Source organism: Shewanella fodinae, assembly GCF_014651955.1.
Lineage (GTDB): Bacteria > Pseudomonadota > Gammaproteobacteria > Enterobacterales > Shewanellaceae > Shewanella > Shewanella fodinae.
The window spans coordinates 80,929-98,692 of the sequence record NZ_BMXW01000006.1 but is presented as its reverse complement, the minus strand read 5'-3'; the positions used below and the strand labels follow the sequence as shown (position 1 = coordinate 98,692).

The following is a 17,764-nucleotide window of genomic DNA, read 5'->3' as shown; positions in this document are numbered from 1 at the left end:
TTGCAGCAATGACGAGAGGTTCGCTCATTTGCTGGTTATTCCTTCCACCCCGTTCCCCAACGGGGTTTTTTCAAATTTATCGTGTGGCTAATCGCCAACTTCTGTGATAAAAACTGCAGATTAATTATTTGTTCATCAAGACGTTAAGATGCCATTTTCTCTTTTGCCCGAACATCAACTCTGCGGCCTTTATGCCGGTGACAATCTGGCGTTTCGTGATGGCTTGCCCAGTGGTATTGACAGTAAAAAACCGCAGTCATTGTTACAGGTGACTTACACAGGGGTACTGCATGATGCTCAGGCAGATAGCAAAAACCACGGCGGAGTTGATAGAGTGCTGCATCATTTTCCCCTAGAACATTATCAAGCTTATCAACAGCTAGGGTTAGCCGGAACAACCCATACAGCTCCCGCTATGGGCGAAAATATTTCATCGTTGGGGCTGACGGAACAGGATCTGTTCATTGGTGATATTGTCGCCATCGGTACGGTGCGGTTGCAGGTAACGCAACCGCGCTCGCCTTGCTTTAAGCTCAATGTCCAATTTTGTCAGCCAAATTTTTCACAGGTGATGCAAGATAGTGCCATGTGCGGTTGGTTTTACCGAGTGCTTGATGAGGGCAGTATTCACCCTCAACAGCAGTTGCGCTTGCTGGAGCGGCGTTCGTCGGTCAGCTTAGCACAAGCGATGGCACTATATTTTACGCCACAGTATGATGCCGCGGCTTATGAAAAGCTGTTAGCTGCCGATGGGTTAGCCGCCAACTGGCAGCATAATTTGCAACAACGCCTGAATAACGGTGTGGTGGAAGATTGGCACAAGCGGTTGCATGGGCCTGCGCAGTTACAAACTTTACAGGGAAGCTAGTCATTATGTACGAATTGCCAAAACAGGAACGTGACATGGGGATGCTGGTGCATCTGGCAACATTTGCCGGTTATCTGATCCCCTTTGGTAATATTCTGGGGCCGCTTATTGTATGGTTGATGAAACGGGAAGACTCGGCGTTTGTCGATGCCTGTGGCCGTAATACCTTGAATTTTCAAATCAGCATGTTGATCTACTATGCCGTTGCCATTGTTTTGGCGTTCTTGCTCATAGGTTTCTTTCTGATTGGCCTCTTGGTGTTGTTGAATGTGATCTTCACCATCATTGCCGCTATTAAAGCCAGCGAAGGCAAAGTCTTTAAATACCCGCTGGCTATTGGTTTTCTATAAGGTGTTAACGCTTGCGGCTGGCGTCAGCGTTGTGCTGTAGCAGCCGCTGACGATAGTACAACAGTGCAAATACGCCAAAGACAAAAGCGTTGATATAGTCTTTTGCGCGCAGTGGCAACGCCTGACTGAACAGTGTATGAAAGATCAACGTCTGCAGGCCGTGCATAATAGCGGTAACGCCTAATAGGATATTGAGAATGATGACAATTTTGCCATCAAACGGATGTAGCAGGTTGAACAGCATCAGCAGCCATGCAAAGGCAGTGACCAGCTTGCCAATGATAATACTCATGTTCATGCAGTCTGCTCCTGGTAGCGATATAAGCGATAACTGACTTGACCCGCCTGTTTCTCTTTTAAAGGTTGCCATTGCGCGGGCACCTGCAAGTCGTGCAATTCAGTCTCTACCTCCACATAAATCAACGCGTCATCGTTGAGCCATCCTTGCTGCAACAGCGCTATGGTTGGCGCTGCCAGCCCTTTACGAAATGGCGGATCGATAAATACGATATCAAAACGTTTATCAACTGGTCGCTGCAGGAGTTGCAAGGTATCACCGACCAGCACTTCCGCGTTGTCACATTTGAGGGTTGCCAAGTTGCGTTTGAGCTGATCCGCGGCGCTACGCTGCAATTCATGAATTCGGGCAAAGGCGGCATAACGCGACAGCGCTTCTAACGACAGCGCACCACTACCGGCAAAACAATCAAGCACACTCGCGCCAGTAAGATGACCACTGAGCCAGTTAAACAAGGTTTCTCTGACTCTATCTGTGGTTGGGCGTAATCCTTCCAGATCCTGTATGGGTAATTTGCGTGACCGCCATTGGCCTGCAATGATCCTTACCTGTCCGCTGCCTGGACGATTTCTGGCCATGTTGCCCCCGTTATGTTGCCGACAGAAATAAAGTGGTAAACTGTACCGAATATTTTAAATCCCTTCATAATGCAGAGCGTTAACAGCCAGTTAAGGCTGATGAGGGGAGTGAAGCGTCGCTATTCTATAACAAAGTTGCCGTTGAAGGCGAAAACGCTGGCAGCAGGTAAATCCGCGACCACTGAACAGTGGCCTCCAAGGCTTCTGGCAATTCCCACCCAAGAGATTGAGCACTGAATACTGATGGCAAAGAAAGGTTTATTTTCCTGGTTCCGTAAAGATACTGACGCTGAAACCAAGCCCGAGCTGCAGCAGTCCACGTCTGCATCTGCCGAAACAGCATGCGAGATTGCAGAAACAGACGCTGCGGCGGCGACAGCGGATACAAATACCACAGTTCCAACGGCCGAAGCAGAGCAAGACCTACCAGACAAAGAGCCTGAGTCGCCGGATGCTGACGATATCGCCGAGGAAGTGTCTGTTACTGATGACCATGCGGTAGGCACTGATGACGAAGTAGCGGTAACTGCAACCATCCCTGCAGAACCTTCAGTCGCTGATCATGTTGCCGCAGCGAAAGCCAGCGATGAACATGGTGAGAAGCTAGAACAACAGCCGGAACCGCAGGCTAAACCACATAAGGAAGGGCTATTTGCTCGACTGAAACGGGGGTTGATGCGCACCAGCGAGAACATCGGCAGCGGTTTTATTGGCTTGTTCCGCGGCAAGAAAATTGATGAAGATTTGTTTGAAGCGCTGGAAGAACAACTGTTGATCGCCGATGTAGGCGTAGAAACCACGCGCAAATTGATCGATAACCTCACCGAACATGCGAGCCGCAAACAGTTAAAAGATGCGGAAGCGCTGTATGCTTTGATGCAACAAGAGATGCTGGCAACCTTGGAACCGGTGAGCCAGCCACTGGTACCGGAAAATGCCACGGGTCCGTTTGTGATCCTGATGGTAGGGGTGAACGGCGTGGGTAAAACCACGACCATCGGCAAGCTAGCGAAACAGTACCAGCGCCAAGGTAAATCTGTGATGCTGGCCGCAGGCGATACTTTCCGTGCCGCTGCGGTTGAACAGCTGCAGGTGTGGGGCCAGCGGAACAATATTCCGGTCATCGCCCAGCACACCGGTGCTGACAGTGCCTCCGTATTGTTTGATGCGTTGCAGGCCGCAAAATCCCGTAAAGTGGATGTGTTGATCGCCGACACCGCTGGCCGTCTGCAAAATAAAGCACATCTGATGGATGAGCTGAAAAAAGTGGTGCGAGTGATGAAGAAGCTGGATGACGCCGCACCGCACGAAGTGATGTTGACACTGGATGCCAGCACGGGCCAGAACGCCATCAGTCAGGCACAGTTATTCCATGAAGCAGTGGGTATTTCGGGGATCACTATCAGTAAGCTTGATGGCACTGCCAAAGGCGGGGTGATCTTTGCCATTGCGGATAAATTTGGTATTCCTATCCGTTACATAGGGGTAGGTGAACAGATTGATGATCTACGAACCTTCAACGCCAAAGACTTTATCGACGCCCTGTTCAGTCAGGAGAAGACGGATAGCTGAGTATGATTCGATTTGAGCAGGTCAGTAAAATCTATCCCGGTGGTCAGAAAGCGCTGACCGAGGTGAACTTTCACCTGCAACGGGGAGAAATGGCATTCCTCACCGGTCATTCTGGTGCTGGTAAGAGTACCTTGCTCAAACTGATCACCGTGATTGAGCGCGCCAGTGCAGGCAAGGTCTATATCAACGGTCATGATATTGCCCATATCAAACGCCAGCATGTGCCTTATCTGCGACGGCAGATAGGGATGATTTTCCAGAACCACCATCTGCTGATGGACCGCAGTGTGTTTGACAACGTGGCGTTGCCGTTAGTGATTGAAGGTTTTTCGCTGGGCGAAATTCGCAAGCGGGTGGCAGGTGCGCTGGATATGGTAGGGCTATATGGCAAAGAACGGCATTACCCCATTATGTTGTCTGGTGGTGAGCAACAGCGGGTTGGCATTGCGCGAGCGATTGTGAACAAACCGGCACTGCTGTTGGCCGATGAACCGACAGGCAACCTCGACCCTAAATTGTCGATGGACATTTTGCGGCTGTTTGAGACTTTTAACGATGCTGGCACCAGTGTGTTGATTGCCACCCATGATCTTGGTCTGATCGCCCGTATGAAATATCGTACCCTGACGTTACGGCAGGGGCGTATGATTGGTGGTGAAGCCGATATCGTTGAATCCTTGAGCGATTAGGAGTTGTTATGTCCCCATCTTCGCTGACCCGCTCCAAGCTACCACTCTCTGGCCGCATTGTGATGTTTTTCATCCGTCACATTCAGCATGCCACTGCCAGCATGGGCGAGTTGTGGCGGACGCCGGTGTCCTCCATTATGACCATGGCCGTACTCGGGGTGAGCTTGAGTTTACCGGCGGCATTACAGGTGCTGGTTAAGAATGTTGAAAACATCACGCACTCTTGGAGCAGCGCCGCGCAGATTTCCCTGTTCATAGACGGTAGTCGCTCCGAACAGAGTATTCAAAGCCTGATCGCCCGCATTAAGGTTTATCCTGAAATCAGTGATATCAAATACATCACACGAGCACAGGCACTGGCAGAGTTTCAGCAACAATCCGGTTTTGGTGACGCGCTCTCTTATCTAGATGAAAATCCACTACCCGCAGTGGTTATTGTAACCCCCAGCAGTCGTTACTCCACCCCCGTGGGTGCCAGAGAGTTATTGGCAAAGCTGGAGCAGGAACCCGAAGTCAGTTTCGGACGGCTGGATATTGAATGGCTGGAGAAACTCCAGGCACTGGTTAACGTGTTGGAACGCACTGTGTTCGGATTGGCAGCTTTGCTGATCCTGGCTGTGGTATTGGTGATAGGCAACACCATTCGATTGGCAATTATGAACCGGCGCAATGAGATTGAAGTGATGAAGCTGGTGGGCGCAACCGAAGCCTTTATTCAGCGCCCATTCCTTTATACTGGCATTTGGTACGGTGTTATTGGTGGTACTTTAGCGTGGCTGATTATCAATCTGTTAGTGTGGTTTTTATCCGGTGCAGTGACTACTTTTATCGGGCTTTATGGCAGCAACATGCAGCTACAGTCGCTGAGTTTCAGTGAATTGTTACAGATGGTGTGTGCCGCATCGTTTCTCGGTTGGCTGGGGTCTTATTTATCCGTACGACAGCACCTGCGGGCCATTGAACCCAGCTGATATTACCGTGAACTAATTGGGACTTGCATTGTCCTATTTGTGGAGCAAAAATAACACTCCGCACCGAGTTGTGTTGACATATAATGTCAATTAACCGATAGTGCAAAAGTTCGGTTGAAATCCTTTAATTGAACTGTAGTAATGAAAGGGAGCGTGAATGACTGATCAAACGCAATCAATGGCACTGATGGTTCCTCAGGGAAGCAGCAGTCTCGAAGCCTATATTCATTCAGTGAGCAGCATGCCAATGCTGGAAGCTGATGAGGAATATGCATTGGCTAAGCGTTTGCAGGAAACAGGTGACCTGCAGGCGGCTAAGCGGCTTATTATGTCGCACCTGCGCTTTGTAGTGCATATTGCCCGTGGCTATGCCGGTTACGGTTTGCCTCAGGCAGATTTAATTCAGGAAGGCAACATAGGCTTGATGAAGGCGGTAAAACGCTTCGACCCCGATGTCGGCGTGCGTCTGGTTTCTTTTGCCGTGCACTGGATTAAAGCGGAAATCCATGAATATGTTTTGAAAAACTGGCGTATCGTTAAGGTTGCTACCACTAAGGCACAACGCAAGCTGTTCTTCAATCTGCGTAAGGCAAAGCAACGTCTTGGCTGGTTCAGCGATGAAGAAGTCTCCATGGTGGCCGATAGTCTTGGCGTCTCCAAGGCGGATGTGACCGAGATGGAGTCACGCATGTCAGCCCAAGATGCGGCGTTTGATATGAGCAGTGATCAGGATGATGACCATGACTTTGCCCCTGCTCTGTACTTGGAGGATCACTCTTCTGATGTGGCCGAACAGGTGGAAAATGATAACTGGGAAGCCAACTCGCAGGCCCGGTTGCTGGCTGCAATTAAAACGCTGGATGAGCGTAGTCAGCATATTCTGAAAGCCCGTTGGCTGGATGATGATAAAACCACCTTGCAGGACTTGGCAGACCAGTATCAGGTGTCAGCGGAACGTATCCGGCAGTTGGAAAAAAATGCCATGAACAAGCTCAAGGCATGTATGGAAATTTGAGACTGAGTCAGAATTATCTGAGCCCGGCAAATGCCGGGCTTTTTACATGATGAGAGCCTCGATTTTAGTGAGGGTCGGTGTTGGTCACTTGGGCAATGATCTGCTGCCGTTGCACTTTCAGACCGGTCTGATCAATAGCTGGCCAAGCGTAGTAACGTCTAGGTCGCTTGAATGCTGCAATATACTGGCTAAGAAACGCTTTGATCTCCTGCGCGTCTGGCAATTCTCCGCTACGGGTTTTCACTATTGCTGATGGCAGATAACCAAATTTGAGATCTGGCTCTGGAAACACTATAGCTTCAAGAATATCTGGGTGCAGTTTTAATGCGGCCTCTACTTCTTCTGGCTGAATATTTTCGCCACCACAGATGAACATATTATCGGCGCGCCCTTGAATATGCAGTCGCCCCTGCTCATCTAAGAATCCCCGGTCTTTACTGCAAAACCAACCGGACTCATCTGTGGCTTTATCCACACTGCCATCATCCTGCAGATAGCCGAGAAACAACGTTTCTCCCCGTACCCAGATGATATTGTCGCGGATTTGCAGTTGGCGTCCTGGCAGTAGTTTACCGCTGCTACCGTCAGTGCGAACTGGCCCTGTGGTAATTTGCGAACCCATTTCGGTCATGCCGTAGCTGGTGAAGACCTGCATGTCCAGTGGTTGTAAACGGTCCAGTAATGACTGACTGATAGCACTGCCACCGAGTAGCAGATATTTGATGAGTAACAGACTGTTAGGCGCCTCATCCAGCAGTTGTTGTAATTGGGTGGCTACCAGTGACAAGTGGCTGATGGGATCGCGTTTGAGTTGTTGTGCCAGGCTCAAGCTGCTGTCAGGCAATACTGTGGTCGCTGCGGCTAGGGCACAGCGATTGATAATCGCCACTCCACCAATATGAAACAGCGGCAATGATGCCAACCAGCCATCACCGGTTTGCAATGCGATTAAGCTGCGGCTGCCTTCGGCGTTGGCGATATGTCCAGCCAGACTGTGCATGGCGGCTTTCGGCGTGCCACTGGAGCCAGAGGTCAAAATAATGTCAACCGCAGTATCCAGTGCTATTTCTGGTGCAGTGCTATTCGCGGTTAGGGCAAAATTGAGGTTTAATCTCTGACGTGTTTGCCACAGCGGCTGACGAGCATCGTCTGGGCACCAGAGGTATTGGATCGCAAAGCGCTGCATCAACCCTTCAAGCTGGCTGTCAGGAAATTTGGGTGACAAGGGACAAAATAGCAAGCCGTTGTCGACGCAGGCCCAGTAAAGTTTCACCAATTCGGCACAATTGCCAGCAATACAGGCAAGTTTATCTCCCGCGTGTAATCCAGCGTCCCGTAACTGTGTACCTAATGCCAGTACTTGTTGACTCAAATTGCGATAACTGATGCCTCGGCCGTTAGCCATCAGCGCAATGGCGGTGGGATGCTGGCGGGCACTCTGATGCAAGGGCGACAACATCGATTATTTCCCTACACTGAATACAGGAGTAAGCGCTTCAAACTGCAAGCAGGTCTTATGCTGATCGCCAACGATCAAATCCTTGCTAAATGGCGACAGTGTATCAGCGCCCGGGGTTTCATCGGGGGTTAACAGTGCTGCCACCCGGCATAAATCACGGATCCCCAGTGATGCTTCTAGTGACGAACTCAGCACACTACGAATACCCAGCGCATTGGCTTCGTCTACCAGTTGTTGCAATCGTTGCAGTGTGCCTAGCAACATGGGTTTGATCACCAGTGCTCTCAGGCCATGTTCGAAGGCATCCTCCGCCACTTTAAAATCCGCTGTTTTGGCCAGCGTTTCATCTAGTGCGAATGGGATGCCGGTGCTGGCGAACAGCGCCCGGTTATTTTGCCAGATACGGCAAGGCTCTTCGAAATACTCGATAGCTGCCTTTGGCAGGCAGGCACAGAAGCTTTCTGCCTGTGGCTGCTCAAAGCCTTGGTTGGCATCGAGCCGTAGCTTTAGCTCTGGGCGTAACTCTAGCACGGCATAGATCAGGGCCAGCTCTTCTGCCATAGAAGTTTGCGCTACTTTGATTTTTACCCGACGGATATGCGTGGGTAAGTTGCTGATGCGTTGCTTGGTTAAGGTTATGGGTTCGCCTTCTCGTGGAACCAGTAGCGGAATAGGTTCAAATTGGGGGTGGTGTACTGGTAACTGCCCTGCAATCTTGGCATTGAGCAGACTTAAGCCCCACGCCAGCGACGGCAGTTGGGTGAGATTACTGGCGGCAATAAGATCATGTCCGCCTTCTATGACAGACTGTAACAGTAGTTGCGCTTCAGTAATTACGTCATCCAGCAACTCATGGCTGAAGCCGTTAATGGGGCTGCCATCACGATCTAGACCGCTTAACGGGGCGATTTCCACATAATGTTGCTGGTCGCCAACACAGGCTTTGAGCACTAATCCCTGACGCAATTCAATACGCTGTTTCCCTACAGGTAAAGGTGCTTCCAACGGAATATGGTAACGGGCAAGCGTAAAGGAATCGGCAATCATAGGGTAACCTCCGCTGGTGAACCTAAAGCGGGTAAAAGCGCTGCAAGAAACTGCTGGGGATTGGCCTGATGGCTGTTATGCCCCGCAGCAGCAATAGCATGGCAGTGGATGTTACTCCGTGTCTGCCAGCGTTGTGCCAACGCGGAAAATTTCGCATCCTGCTGGCCATAATAATAGTGTACCGGACAGCCACAGCTGGCCGGGACCTGCTGCAAATCCTGTTGCCAAGCGAGAGACGTGGCACGGAACATCGCCAGTAACGCGTCAGGGCTCTGTTGACTACGGCGTTCGATTAATAGCGCTTTCTCGGCGTCAGATAACTCGGCAAACACGGGCTGTTGATACCAGAGTGCCAGAAATTGCTGTATCGGCAGGTGTGCCAGTCGGGTAGCCCATTGCGAATCGCTAACGGCGCGTTGTTCCTTTTCTGCCACCGTCAGTAAGCCAGGATGGCAGGACTCCAGCTGCAGACTCAATAAACGCTGTGGTGCCATTTGTGCGACATGCAAAGCGATACGTCCACCCAGAGAATAACCCAGCAGATGGAAACGGTTTACCCCGAGATTGTCCAGTGTCTGCAACAGGAGCTCGACCGTCGCCTTGAAACCCGGCTCTGGCACCCTCTGGATGCTACTGTTGCCATGCCCTGGCAGGTCGATAGTAATACAGTAAAAATGTTGGCTTAGGACGGGTAATAACTGAGCCCAATCCGCGCCACTACCAAGAAATCCATGCAACAGCACCAGATTAGGTTGCCGATTGTCGCCTGTACATTGATAGGCCAGCATCAGCTTTGTCTCACCCATTGACCCAACTGAGCAATCTGCTCGCTGGCTTGGGTCTGACTGACGCGAACTTCAATCACTGACGCTCCGTCATATGCTAAGGCTTCTTGATAGGCATCATTGAATGCCTGTAAATCTTCCACCCGGTTATAGGGCAGACCAAACATGGCGCTGCCGTACCCAAATTCCAGTCCGTGTTCGAGGCGGTAATAGCGTTGGCGCACTTGTTCATCGGGCACCGGCAAAATGTTAAAAATACTACCACCATCGTTATTGAGAATGACCAGCACTAAAGGTCCTTTAGCCTGTCGCGCCAGTGCCAGAGAGTTCAGATCATGCAACGCGGAGATGTCACCAATAATCAGTGTTGTCGGTCGCTGCTGATGGGCTGCTATACCACAACTGGTCGCAATCAGGCCATCAATACCGGAAGCGCCACGATTGGTGTAGGTCTGCGCAGCGTCGGCCGTCACTGGTGCAAACATATCGTATAACCGCACCGGCAAACTATTACCGATGAACAGTTGCTGTTTCCCCGGTTGCGTGGCGGCTATGGCCCTGATCACCTGTGCTTCACCAAACGGACCATTATCTATCTGCTGTCGGAACAGTTGGTGTAACTGTTCATTGGCCGTGATTAGCTCCAGTGCCCAGTTAGCAGCAGAGGAGCGTGGCCAGTCGAGTGCGGCAAACGCTGTCAACGGCGTCAGCCAGATTTCTTTGGCTTTGTGGTTGGGATCCAACCTTTGTTGTGATGGCAATACTTGCCAGTAACTCTGCCAATCCTGTTGTGCTAGATAAGCAATTAAGCGCTTTGACAGCAAACGGCCGCCAAACACCAATACCCGGTCAGCGCGCTCCAATAGTGCTTTGGCTTTAGGTTGCTGCAGCAACTGATCAATATTGCCGATAACGGCCGGGTGCTGCCGCAGTTGTGACTGGGCATCGGTCAAAAGGGGCCAGCCCAATTTGGCTGCTAACTCTGTCAACTGCGCTGGTTGTTCTGCAGCATCTAGGGCACCAGCGATAATAACGCCCTGACCATGGGCAAAGCGGTTGAGCATGTCGCGACTTGGTAATTGCCCCGAGATTAACCGACTGTATTGACTATAGGGTTTGGCATGGCTTTGCCAGCACTGCAATGGTAACAGGTAATGATGGAGTTCCTGCGCTAGCGGCGCGTGCAAATCCTGCGGATATAATGGTTCGCGGAACATACAGTTGATATGCACCGGGGATTGTTGATTGCAAACCGCTTCATCCACGGTTGTTAGCAGTGTTTGTGGTGCGATAGCCAGATCCGGTGTTGGCAGATTAACGGGTCGTGCATATTGGCCATAGATCTCGGGCTGATGGATTGCCTGATTGGCCCCACAGTCAATCAATTCCGGTGGACGATCTCCAGATAACACAATCAAAGGTACTTGCGTCAGCCAGGCTTCAACCACTGCTGGCAATAGATTGGCAACCGCGGTGCCGGAAGTGGTAATAATTGCCACTGGGGCACGACTGGCCTTCGCCAATCCCATGGCGTAAAAGCCCAGTCCTCGTTCATCGAAATGCAGATGTTGTTGCAGCTTCGTCTGCCTGGCCGCCGCCAAGGTCAAGGGGGTAGAACGTGAGCCAGGAGCCATACACACATGTTGTACTCCCAGCCGCGCCAGTTCTTCCAGAATGAGTTCGCCCCAAAGTAGATTCAGATCGGCGTGTTGATTCTTTTGCATAAACAGACACCCTGTGGTGGATGGCTGTTAGTGTAACCTGTTTGCGGTATGCAATGTATGTTCAGATAGTTAAAAAACGTGTCAGGCCGTTACACCAGGGCCTGGGTCACTTCTCTTACTTTCTGTTTGAGCCAATTTAGCTCAATATCATTACTATCGGTCGGCGCTACCATTTCAACGGTTTTGGGTTCGGCGATGCCAAACATGCGCATTGTTTCGGATTCCGCCAGCTTACAGCCATGTAATGTTGGTACATCGGCCAGCAGATCAAAAACGGACTTATAAGGCACCAGACATACCGCCTGGCTTTCTTCCAGATAATTAAACAGCGATGAAACACTGCTAATGCTGATCTCTACATCCAGTTGGATCTCATTACGGTGGCACCAATCTTCAAACGGACAGGTTGCGTGCGGATTACAACCGAGGTCAGTTTTGATAAAAGGAAACTTGGCAATCGATTCGAGGGTGATTTCCTGCTGCAACAACGGATGTTTACTGCTACAGATCAGGAAAATATCTTCCAACCGTTTCAACGATTCGATCTCGTACTGACCATCGACCAGTTTCATGGCATCTTGATGGTTACCACAGCAAACGCCCATGGTAATTTCACCATCCATAATCCCCTGTAAAGTGCTGTTATTCCACGGCACAATATTCAGATGGAACTGTTTATCTTCATTACGGATAGATTGCATTAAGGCTTTGGGATATAAATAAGTGACTAAGCCCGGAACAGCCACTTCAAACCAACGTTCACTATTTTGTTGATTATTGGCGAGATTGTTAAAACTATGCGCGTGATCTACTATTTCTTTCGCAATTGGATAGATCCGCTTAGCATATTCGTTAGGAATTAATCCATATTTCTTTCTATAAAATAATTCGTTGCCAAAAATTGTTCTAACATTTCTTAAGCAACGGCTAATCTTTGATTGCGGTACATTGAGGATTTTTGAAACATGGGTAGCTGATTTGTTTTCACACAATCCAACAATGATCATTAAACTCAGTAGGTCGAGTTTTTCAAAATCGATGTGTTTCATTGTTAGTACTCCATTTGTGGAAATTCCTATTGCAATTAGATTAATAAAAAAAATGAAAAATGGAAAATCCAAAAGGTGTGTTATATCACGTTTAAAAATGTATTCTATTTAGATTTTATAGCAAACAGGAGTTAAGCCTATTTTCATATTTCATAAATTGCAATTTGCATAATGATATATCTGTTTTTTTATAACTGTATTTACCATTATTTGTTTTTAGAAAATAGTAATTAAATTAACCTCTTAAAATTTAAAACTGCTCATTTTCTCCACCACTTGATGTGATTCGGATCACTAATATACTTGCACTTTCTGCCAATAATTTAATTGCGAAATAATCGCTAATAAATAAATACAACATGATAGTTGGAGGTTAATATGAGCACCGCATCTGTATATCTCAGTTATGCGTTTATCTACTTTGTATTGTTCATTGCAGTTCCTTTTATCGCTGTTACATTCGTGATGACTTGCATTAAGTTTTTCAAGTCAGAAACTGCAGCGCCAGTACATGCAAAGATTAAAGACCGTCTGTTTGATAATGAAAGCTTAGGCTTTCTTAAGTCTCTGAAGAGTCTGACTAAAGGTGAATATGAAATCTGCAGTCATGTTCCATTGGAGTCTGTTATCGAAGTTAATGCAGACGAAGCTGAACCTCATGGGTATCTGGACTATGTGCTGATTGACCAGAACTCATCAGAAATCAAAATGGTGATTTCTGATTTCAGCGATAAATCTAGTGCAGAAATCAAACCACTGCTTCAGAAACTCAACATCAGATTGATTGATATGAAGCGTAACTGCCCAATGGATAAACAGCATTTAATGCAGGCCTTGGCTGCCTGATGTTTACAGTCGATGTCGGTGACAATCTGAAAAAAGGTTGTCACCCTTCTTCTCAAAAATAACAAACTAATAATCAGGTAACGAACTATGTTCAGGAATACTTGGCGCACAGTGCTCGGTGTTGCCACATTGGTATGCCTGTTGGGTTTCGGCACAGCCGGCACCGCCAATGCAGAAACATCTACCGCGCTGAAAATCAATGATGGCCCCTGCCTAAAATGCCACAAGCGCAATGGCACAATGCTGGGGGTTCACGGACAGGACAAAATGCATTTCACTTGCAGTACCTGCCACGGTGAACAGGGCGTCCATCCCCGCAAACCCAACGACATCCGGGTATTTAACCCCGATCCAGAGAACGCTCCCCAAGAGCAGAACAAAACCTGTCTCAGATGTCACCGCCCGGAAAAACTGGCTGCAGGCGAATGGACTCATAACGTCCACGCTAACAAAGTAAGTTGCGCTGCTTGCCACCAACTCCACCCGGCGACAGATCCGATGACCCAAATGACCGGCACACAACACAGTCAGTTGTGCCGTCAATGTCATGCGAAGTAGGGGGTGCGTGATGGATAAGTCAAAAAGACAATTTTTACAGGGCAGCGGGGCAATGATTGCCGGCATCTCTCTGTATGTACTGACCAATGGTGAAGTGGCCGGTGAACAGCAGAAAAGTGCAGTCAAATACGCCATGCTGCATGACGAGAACAAATGTATTGGCTGTAATGCCTGCGCTGATAATTGCCGCAAGGTAAATCAGGTGCCAGAAGGGGTGGCGCGTCTGGAAATCATCCGCACTGGCCCATTTGGTGAATATCCGAATCAGTACTATCACTTTACCCGTAAATCCTGTGAACAGTGCGAAGACTCACCTTGTGTGCATGTGTGCCCAACCGGCGCTGCATTTAAAGACGAGAACACCGGCATTGTAAGTGTGAATTCTTGGAAGTGTGTAGGTTGCCAGTATTGTATTGCGGCTTGCCCTTACCACATTCGCTTTATCAATCCGGTGACCAAAGCCGCTGATAAATGTGATTTTTGTCGAGAAACTCAGCTTAAACAAGGCAAACAGCCCGCTTGTGTGGAAGCGTGTCCGACTAAAGCGCTGGTATTTGGTGACTTGAATGATCCCAATTCAGAGATAGTCAAAGCGCTGGAAGAAAATCCGGTGTATCGCAATAAGAGAGATTTGGGAACTCATCCTAAATTGTTCCGTATTCAAGCTAAGCAGGGAGGGATAAACGTATGAGCCCTTTCCATTTTGAGCATCTGGTCTGGCATTGGCCAATCGCTTTTTACCTGTTTTTTGCCGGGGTTTCAGGCGGTGCTATGTTTTTCGCCGTGCTGTTGAAGAACTTTATTTTACGCGGTGACGCATACAAGTCTGGGTTTGTTCAGGCTGCTTGTATTGTTGCGCCTATCACTGTCATGGCAGGTTTGGGGATCTTAGTCACCGACCTGACCAAACCACTACATTTCTGGAAGATCATGGTGTTCTATAACCTGACCTCCGTTATGTCTGTGGGTGTGATCATCCTGTGTATTTACATGGTCTTCATGTTCCTCTGGATAGCGCTGGTGTTCCGTCCAGTCATTGACGAATGGTGTCGAACTCGCTTCCCTTGGGTGCTTAAACTGAGCGCATTCCTGAGCAGCAGTGAAGCGACTATCACCGGGTTGTTGGTCATTCTGGCTCTGGCATTGGGTGCCTACACTGGCTTCCTGCTGTCGGCTTTGCCTGGCTATCCGATGCTGAAGAACCCAGTACTGCCTATCCTGTTCCTGTTATCAGCACTGTCTTCTGGTGCCGCTGCATCGCTGTTGGGTGGTGTGCTGATGAAAGGCAACCCTGATGGACGTGAAGTGCATTTGATCCATAAGATTGAAATCCCACTGATTTTGGTAGAGATGGTAGCCATTTTCACCTTCTTCCTTGGGTTGGTTTTGACCGGGGGACAAGCCAAAGTGGCTGCCGCCAATGCCTTAGGTTTTGGTTTCTGGGGTGTGGTGTTCTGGGTGGGGATCCTGTTGGTTGGCCTATCTGTGCCGCTGGCAATGAATCTGTTCATGACCGCTACCGCCAAACGCCGTTTTGCTTATGTTGCGGGGACTGCAACCTGTAGTTTGATTGGGGTGATACTGCTGCGTCATTTTATTCTGTACGCAGGGCAGATGACTATCGCCTAATGGATTATGTGTGAGCTTAGATAATAACGATAAATGTTAGAAAGAGCTGTATTCGAGTTTAAGGCAGTTATGTATGCCGTAAAACACGGAGGTCATTGGGCAGGACGCCATTTTGCTCTTTATCCACACATTACCCGAACCTCCACGGGTTTTGCCACCTGTTGAGCACGCAGGTGGCTTTTTATTGGTTGCAATATGGTGATGATCAGCCGCATCTCTTTGATTCGTTAAACTCTTTCCAACTTGTTTGATGTTAGGGTATTCAGCGTTTACATAAAGGATATAGCATAAAAAGGGCTGCTAATCTTCTAAGAGTGGTTTTGTCGAACGACGGATGCTTGGATGGTCGCTGTGACTGGCGAGATTATGTTGAATTTTCAACAGAACCTGACGGAATATTTCGACATGCTGCGGGTCGATGTCCTTCCACGCCGGCACCCACAGTTCATCAACAACATCACCAATTATCTTCAGGTTTTCAGACGCAGCGCTGGTGACAAACAAACCATTCACTCGCTGATCATTGGTAGGTTTGCGTCTTTCCAGCAACCCCATCTCTGCCAATTGATCAACAATTCGACCTAATTTGGCGGGCTGCATTCGCATCTGTTCGGCCAGTTCAACCTGTCTTATCCCTGGCGTCATATCTGCTCTTTTTAGGACATCTGCTTGTACTAGGCTGATATCTGCAATTTTCTCATGAACTTGAAAAGCAATACTCAGCATACGGAGTATATCGACCATAACAAAACCGGATTTTTCTTGCATCTTTTAAACCTACTACGGGAAAAATCGATTTGTCAGTTTACTTTTCTTTACATAGTGCATCAGTAAGACAACTCGCATTTTCTGAATAAACCTCTACGGTTTGAAATGAGGCTGATAATGCGGTTAATTATCAATTGTAGGTTTTATGAGAACACCACTAATATATAATTCCTATTTAAATCCATCAGTAAATAATATATTTAAATTAGAATTATTTTATCTAATAATATTAAAAATATCTTTCCCAAAAGTATTAATATTTTTAAATCCATTTATATGATTAAAATTCTACTTATTTTTATGCGCAATAGATCAAATTTCTTATATTTATATATATAAGATTACCTTTGATTACCAATGAAATGTGGATGGGTAAGCTAATTTAGATTTATCGTAACAATTTGAATTTTATAATAAATTATCGAATTGCTGCAGTATGTTTTTGAGCGGTAAATCACAATAGCCTCACAAGTTTAATTATGATCACATTTGAAATATTAATAAATAAAATATCTATATTTGTATGGAACAATGGTAGAGGGCTTATTTATAAATAAGTTCAACTAAATATTAATAACTCACCGATAAATAAAAGGTAGTTTACATGTCCCGTATTGTTAAAGTAGCAATGCTGGGGGCGGGGGTCTTTTTGTCCCTGATAACCCCAGTGAAAGCGACGCCCTGGGATAATTTGAGTAGTGAGCAACTGGAGCAGCAACTGCAAGCGAAGTTCGCAGAAGGTAATTATTCTCCGAAAGGTGCTGATTCCTGCCTGATGTGCCATAAAAAAGATCCGAAAGTGATGGCACTGTTTGACTCAACTCATGGACGTCTCGACAACAGCAAGTCGCCGATGGCTGGCCTGCAGTGTGAGGCCTGTCATGGCCCGCTTGGCAACCACAACCGTGGTGGCAAAGAGCCGATGATTGATTTTGGCCCAGACAGTAAGTTGTCTGCTGCGAGCCAGAACAGTGTTTGTCTCGGATGTCACCAGCAGGCTAAAACTCAGGAATGGCACAGCAGTGTCCACAACCTTGAAGGTATTACTTGCGTTTCCTGCCATCAAATTCATACCGCCAATGATCCGGTGCTTGATCACAAGCAGGTAAACGAGGTGTGTAGCAAATGTCATCGCCAAGAAAAGGCGGATATGCATAAACGTTCATCACATCCGCTGCAGTGGAATGAGATGACCTGTATCGATTGTCATAACCCCCATGGTTCCGCCAATGACAAAGCGTTGAAGCGTGCCACCGTGAATGACACCTGCTACAGCTGTCATGCCGACAAACGTGGGCCGTTCCTGTGGGAACACGCGCCGGTGACGGAAGATTGTACCAGTTGCCACAATCCTCACGGCAGCGTTAACGACAATCTGTTGAAACAGAAGGCCCCACAGTTGTGTCAGCAGTGTCACGTGGATGACGGACATGCTAGCCGTGTCGTCAGTCAGCCCGGTGTGGATGCGTTCGGTGGTGGTCGTAGCTGTCTGAACTGTCACAGTCAAATTCACGGTTCTAACCACCCCGCTGGCAGCAACTTCAGCCGTTGATAAGGA

Annotated in this window: 19 protein-coding genes; 11 read left to right on the top strand and 8 right to left on the bottom strand. The window is 48.2% G+C overall.

What is annotated here, in order from left to right:
• Nucleotides 1-148: 148 nt before the first annotated feature.
• Nucleotides 149-868 carry an MOSC domain-containing protein gene (locus IE064_RS07450; protein WP_189617289.1) on the top strand — a complete coding sequence of 240 codons (720 nt, stop codon included), beginning with the start codon at nt 149-151 and terminating at the stop codon, nt 866-868.
• 2 nt (nt 869-870) lie between these two features.
• Complete coding sequence (locus IE064_RS07445) at nt 871-1,218, top strand: DUF4870 domain-containing protein (protein WP_133038313.1); 348 nt, start codon at nt 871-873, stop codon at nt 1,216-1,218.
• A 4-nt stretch (nt 1,219-1,222) separates the two neighbouring features.
• On the opposite strand, the gene IE064_RS07440 is transcribed toward IE064_RS07445, so the two are convergent.
• Nucleotides 1,223-1,516, bottom strand: a complete 294-nt coding sequence (locus IE064_RS07440) for a DUF1145 domain-containing protein (RefSeq protein ID WP_189617288.1) — start codon at nt 1,514-1,516, stop codon at nt 1,223-1,225.
• Nucleotides 1,513-2,094, bottom strand: coding sequence for a 16S rRNA (guanine(966)-N(2))-methyltransferase RsmD (gene rsmD / locus IE064_RS07435; protein ID WP_189617287.1), 582 nt, complete (start codon nt 2,092-2,094; stop codon nt 1,513-1,515). The genes IE064_RS07440 and rsmD overlap by 4 nt, the downstream gene beginning before the upstream one ends.
• Before the next feature lie 243 nt (nt 2,095-2,337).
• On the opposite strand from rsmD, the gene ftsY reads away from it, so the two are divergent.
• The 4 genes from ftsY (at nt 2,338) to rpoH (ending at nt 6,341) form a co-directional block, all read left to right on the top strand.
• Nucleotides 2,338-3,666: a signal recognition particle-docking protein FtsY gene (gene ftsY / locus IE064_RS07430; RefSeq protein WP_189617286.1), complete on the top strand. Its 1,329-nt coding sequence runs from the start codon at nt 2,338-2,340 to the stop codon at nt 3,664-3,666.
• A 2-nt stretch (nt 3,667-3,668) separates the two neighbouring features.
• Complete coding sequence (gene ftsE, locus IE064_RS07425; RefSeq protein WP_133038188.1) at nt 3,669-4,355, top strand: cell division ATP-binding protein FtsE; 687 nt, start codon at nt 3,669-3,671, stop codon at nt 4,353-4,355.
• Between the two features lie 8 nt (nt 4,356-4,363).
• On the top strand, nt 4,364-5,326 hold the full coding sequence (ftsX, locus tag IE064_RS07420; RefSeq protein ID WP_133038187.1) for a permease-like cell division protein FtsX: 963 nt from the start codon (nt 4,364-4,366) through the stop codon (nt 5,324-5,326).
• A gap of 157 nt (nt 5,327-5,483) precedes the next feature.
• On the top strand, nt 5,484-6,341 hold the full coding sequence (gene rpoH, locus IE064_RS07415; RefSeq protein ID WP_133038186.1) for an RNA polymerase sigma factor RpoH: 858 nt from the start codon (nt 5,484-5,486) through the stop codon (nt 6,339-6,341).
• Between the two features lie 64 nt (nt 6,342-6,405).
• Here the strand turns inward: rpoH and menE are convergent, their stop codons facing one another.
• From menE to IE064_RS07390, 5 genes are all read right to left on the bottom strand, one after another.
• Nucleotides 6,406-7,800, bottom strand: coding sequence for an o-succinylbenzoate--CoA ligase (menE, locus tag IE064_RS07410; RefSeq protein ID WP_189617285.1), 1,395 nt, complete (start codon nt 7,798-7,800; stop codon nt 6,406-6,408).
• Nucleotides 7,801-7,803: 3 nt separating this feature from the next.
• Complete coding sequence (gene menC, locus IE064_RS07405; RefSeq protein WP_189617284.1) at nt 7,804-8,847, bottom strand: o-succinylbenzoate synthase; 1,044 nt, start codon at nt 8,845-8,847, stop codon at nt 7,804-7,806.
• The gene (gene menH, locus IE064_RS07400; protein ID WP_229799902.1) at nt 8,844-9,653 is read right to left on the bottom strand and encodes a 2-succinyl-6-hydroxy-2,4-cyclohexadiene-1-carboxylate synthase; all 810 of its coding nucleotides are present in this window, start codon (nt 9,651-9,653) and stop codon (nt 8,844-8,846) included. The genes menC and menH overlap by 4 nt, the downstream gene beginning before the upstream one ends.
• The gene (gene menD, locus IE064_RS07395) at nt 9,635-11,356 is read right to left on the bottom strand and encodes a 2-succinyl-5-enolpyruvyl-6-hydroxy-3-cyclohexene-1-carboxylic-acid synthase (protein WP_189617283.1); all 1,722 of its coding nucleotides are present in this window, start codon (nt 11,354-11,356) and stop codon (nt 9,635-9,637) included. The genes menH and menD overlap by 19 nt, the downstream gene beginning before the upstream one ends.
• A gap of 89 nt (nt 11,357-11,445) precedes the next feature.
• Entirely contained in the window at nt 11,446-12,405 is a 960-nt protein-coding gene (locus IE064_RS07390; protein WP_165900085.1) for a LysR substrate-binding domain-containing protein, read from the bottom strand.
• Between the two features lie 378 nt (nt 12,406-12,783).
• On the opposite strand from IE064_RS07390, the gene IE064_RS07385 reads away from it, so the two are divergent.
• The 4 genes from IE064_RS07385 to nrfD all read left to right on the top strand — a co-directional run bounded on the left by IE064_RS07385 (nt 12,784) and on the right by nrfD (nt 15,438).
• Nucleotides 12,784-13,251 (top strand): hypothetical protein, encoded by a 468-nt coding sequence (locus IE064_RS07385; protein ID WP_133038181.1) that lies wholly within the window; start codon nt 12,784-12,786, stop codon nt 13,249-13,251.
• Nucleotides 13,252-13,338: 87 nt separating this feature from the next.
• The gene (locus IE064_RS07380) at nt 13,339-13,809 is read left to right on the top strand and encodes a nitrite reductase (RefSeq protein ID WP_189617282.1); all 471 of its coding nucleotides are present in this window, start codon (nt 13,339-13,341) and stop codon (nt 13,807-13,809) included.
• A 10-nt stretch (nt 13,810-13,819) separates the two neighbouring features.
• The gene (locus IE064_RS07375) at nt 13,820-14,500 is read left to right on the top strand and encodes a 4Fe-4S dicluster domain-containing protein (RefSeq protein ID WP_189617281.1); all 681 of its coding nucleotides are present in this window, start codon (nt 13,820-13,822) and stop codon (nt 14,498-14,500) included.
• Nucleotides 14,497-15,438, top strand: a complete 942-nt coding sequence (gene nrfD / locus IE064_RS07370) for an NrfD/PsrC family molybdoenzyme membrane anchor subunit (RefSeq protein ID WP_189617280.1) — start codon at nt 14,497-14,499, stop codon at nt 15,436-15,438. Before IE064_RS07375 ends, nrfD begins: the two co-directional genes overlap by 4 nt.
• A 300-nt stretch (nt 15,439-15,738) precedes the next feature.
• Here the strand turns inward: nrfD and IE064_RS07365 are convergent, their stop codons facing one another.
• A complete protein-coding gene (locus IE064_RS07365; RefSeq protein WP_189617279.1) occupies nt 15,739-16,206 on the bottom strand; it encodes a MarR family winged helix-turn-helix transcriptional regulator in 468 nt (155 codons plus the stop codon).
• A gap of 628 nt (nt 16,207-16,834) precedes the next feature.
• Here IE064_RS07365 and IE064_RS07360 point away from each other — a divergent pair.
• Nucleotides 16,835-17,758, top strand: coding sequence for a DmsE family decaheme c-type cytochrome (locus tag IE064_RS07360; protein ID WP_229799912.1), 924 nt, complete (start codon nt 16,835-16,837; stop codon nt 17,756-17,758).
• The last annotated feature ends 6 nt before the right edge of the window (nt 17,759-17,764 follow it).

Coding starts and splice junctions, on each gene's coding strand:
- IE064_RS07375 (WP_189617281.1), top strand. CDS start 13,820: ATGGATAAGTCAAAAAGACAATTTTTACAGGGCAGCGGGGCAATGATT.
- menH (WP_229799902.1), bottom strand. CDS start 9,653: ATGGGTGAGACAAAGCTGATGCTGGCCTATCAATGTACAGGCGACAAT.
- ftsX (WP_133038187.1), top strand. CDS start 4,364: ATGTCCCCATCTTCGCTGACCCGCTCCAAGCTACCACTCTCTGGCCGC.
- rpoH (WP_133038186.1), top strand. CDS start 5,484: ATGACTGATCAAACGCAATCAATGGCACTGATGGTTCCTCAGGGAAGC.
- IE064_RS07390 (WP_165900085.1), bottom strand. CDS start 12,405: ATGAAACACATCGATTTTGAAAAACTCGACCTACTGAGTTTAATGATC.
- IE064_RS07365 (WP_189617279.1), bottom strand. CDS start 16,206: ATGCAAGAAAAATCCGGTTTTGTTATGGTCGATATACTCCGTATGCTG.
- nrfD (WP_189617280.1), top strand. CDS start 14,497: ATGAGCCCTTTCCATTTTGAGCATCTGGTCTGGCATTGGCCAATCGCT.
- ftsE (WP_133038188.1), top strand. CDS start 3,669: ATGATTCGATTTGAGCAGGTCAGTAAAATCTATCCCGGTGGTCAGAAA.
- rsmD (WP_189617287.1), bottom strand. CDS start 2,094: ATGGCCAGAAATCGTCCAGGCAGCGGACAGGTAAGGATCATTGCAGGC.
- ftsY (WP_189617286.1), top strand. CDS start 2,338: ATGGCAAAGAAAGGTTTATTTTCCTGGTTCCGTAAAGATACTGACGCT.
- IE064_RS07360 (WP_229799912.1), top strand. CDS start 16,835: ATGCTGGGGGCGGGGGTCTTTTTGTCCCTGATAACCCCAGTGAAAGCG.
- menC (WP_189617284.1), bottom strand. CDS start 8,847: ATGATTGCCGATTCCTTTACGCTTGCCCGTTACCATATTCCGTTGGAA.
- IE064_RS07380 (WP_189617282.1), top strand. CDS start 13,339: ATGTTCAGGAATACTTGGCGCACAGTGCTCGGTGTTGCCACATTGGTA.
- menD (WP_189617283.1), bottom strand. CDS start 11,356: ATGCAAAAGAATCAACACGCCGATCTGAATCTACTTTGGGGCGAACTC.
- IE064_RS07450 (WP_189617289.1), top strand. CDS start 149: ATGCCATTTTCTCTTTTGCCCGAACATCAACTCTGCGGCCTTTATGCC.
- IE064_RS07440 (WP_189617288.1), bottom strand. CDS start 1,516: ATGAACATGAGTATTATCATTGGCAAGCTGGTCACTGCCTTTGCATGG.
- IE064_RS07385 (WP_133038181.1), top strand. CDS start 12,784: ATGAGCACCGCATCTGTATATCTCAGTTATGCGTTTATCTACTTTGTA.
- menE (WP_189617285.1), bottom strand. CDS start 7,800: ATGTTGTCGCCCTTGCATCAGAGTGCCCGCCAGCATCCCACCGCCATT.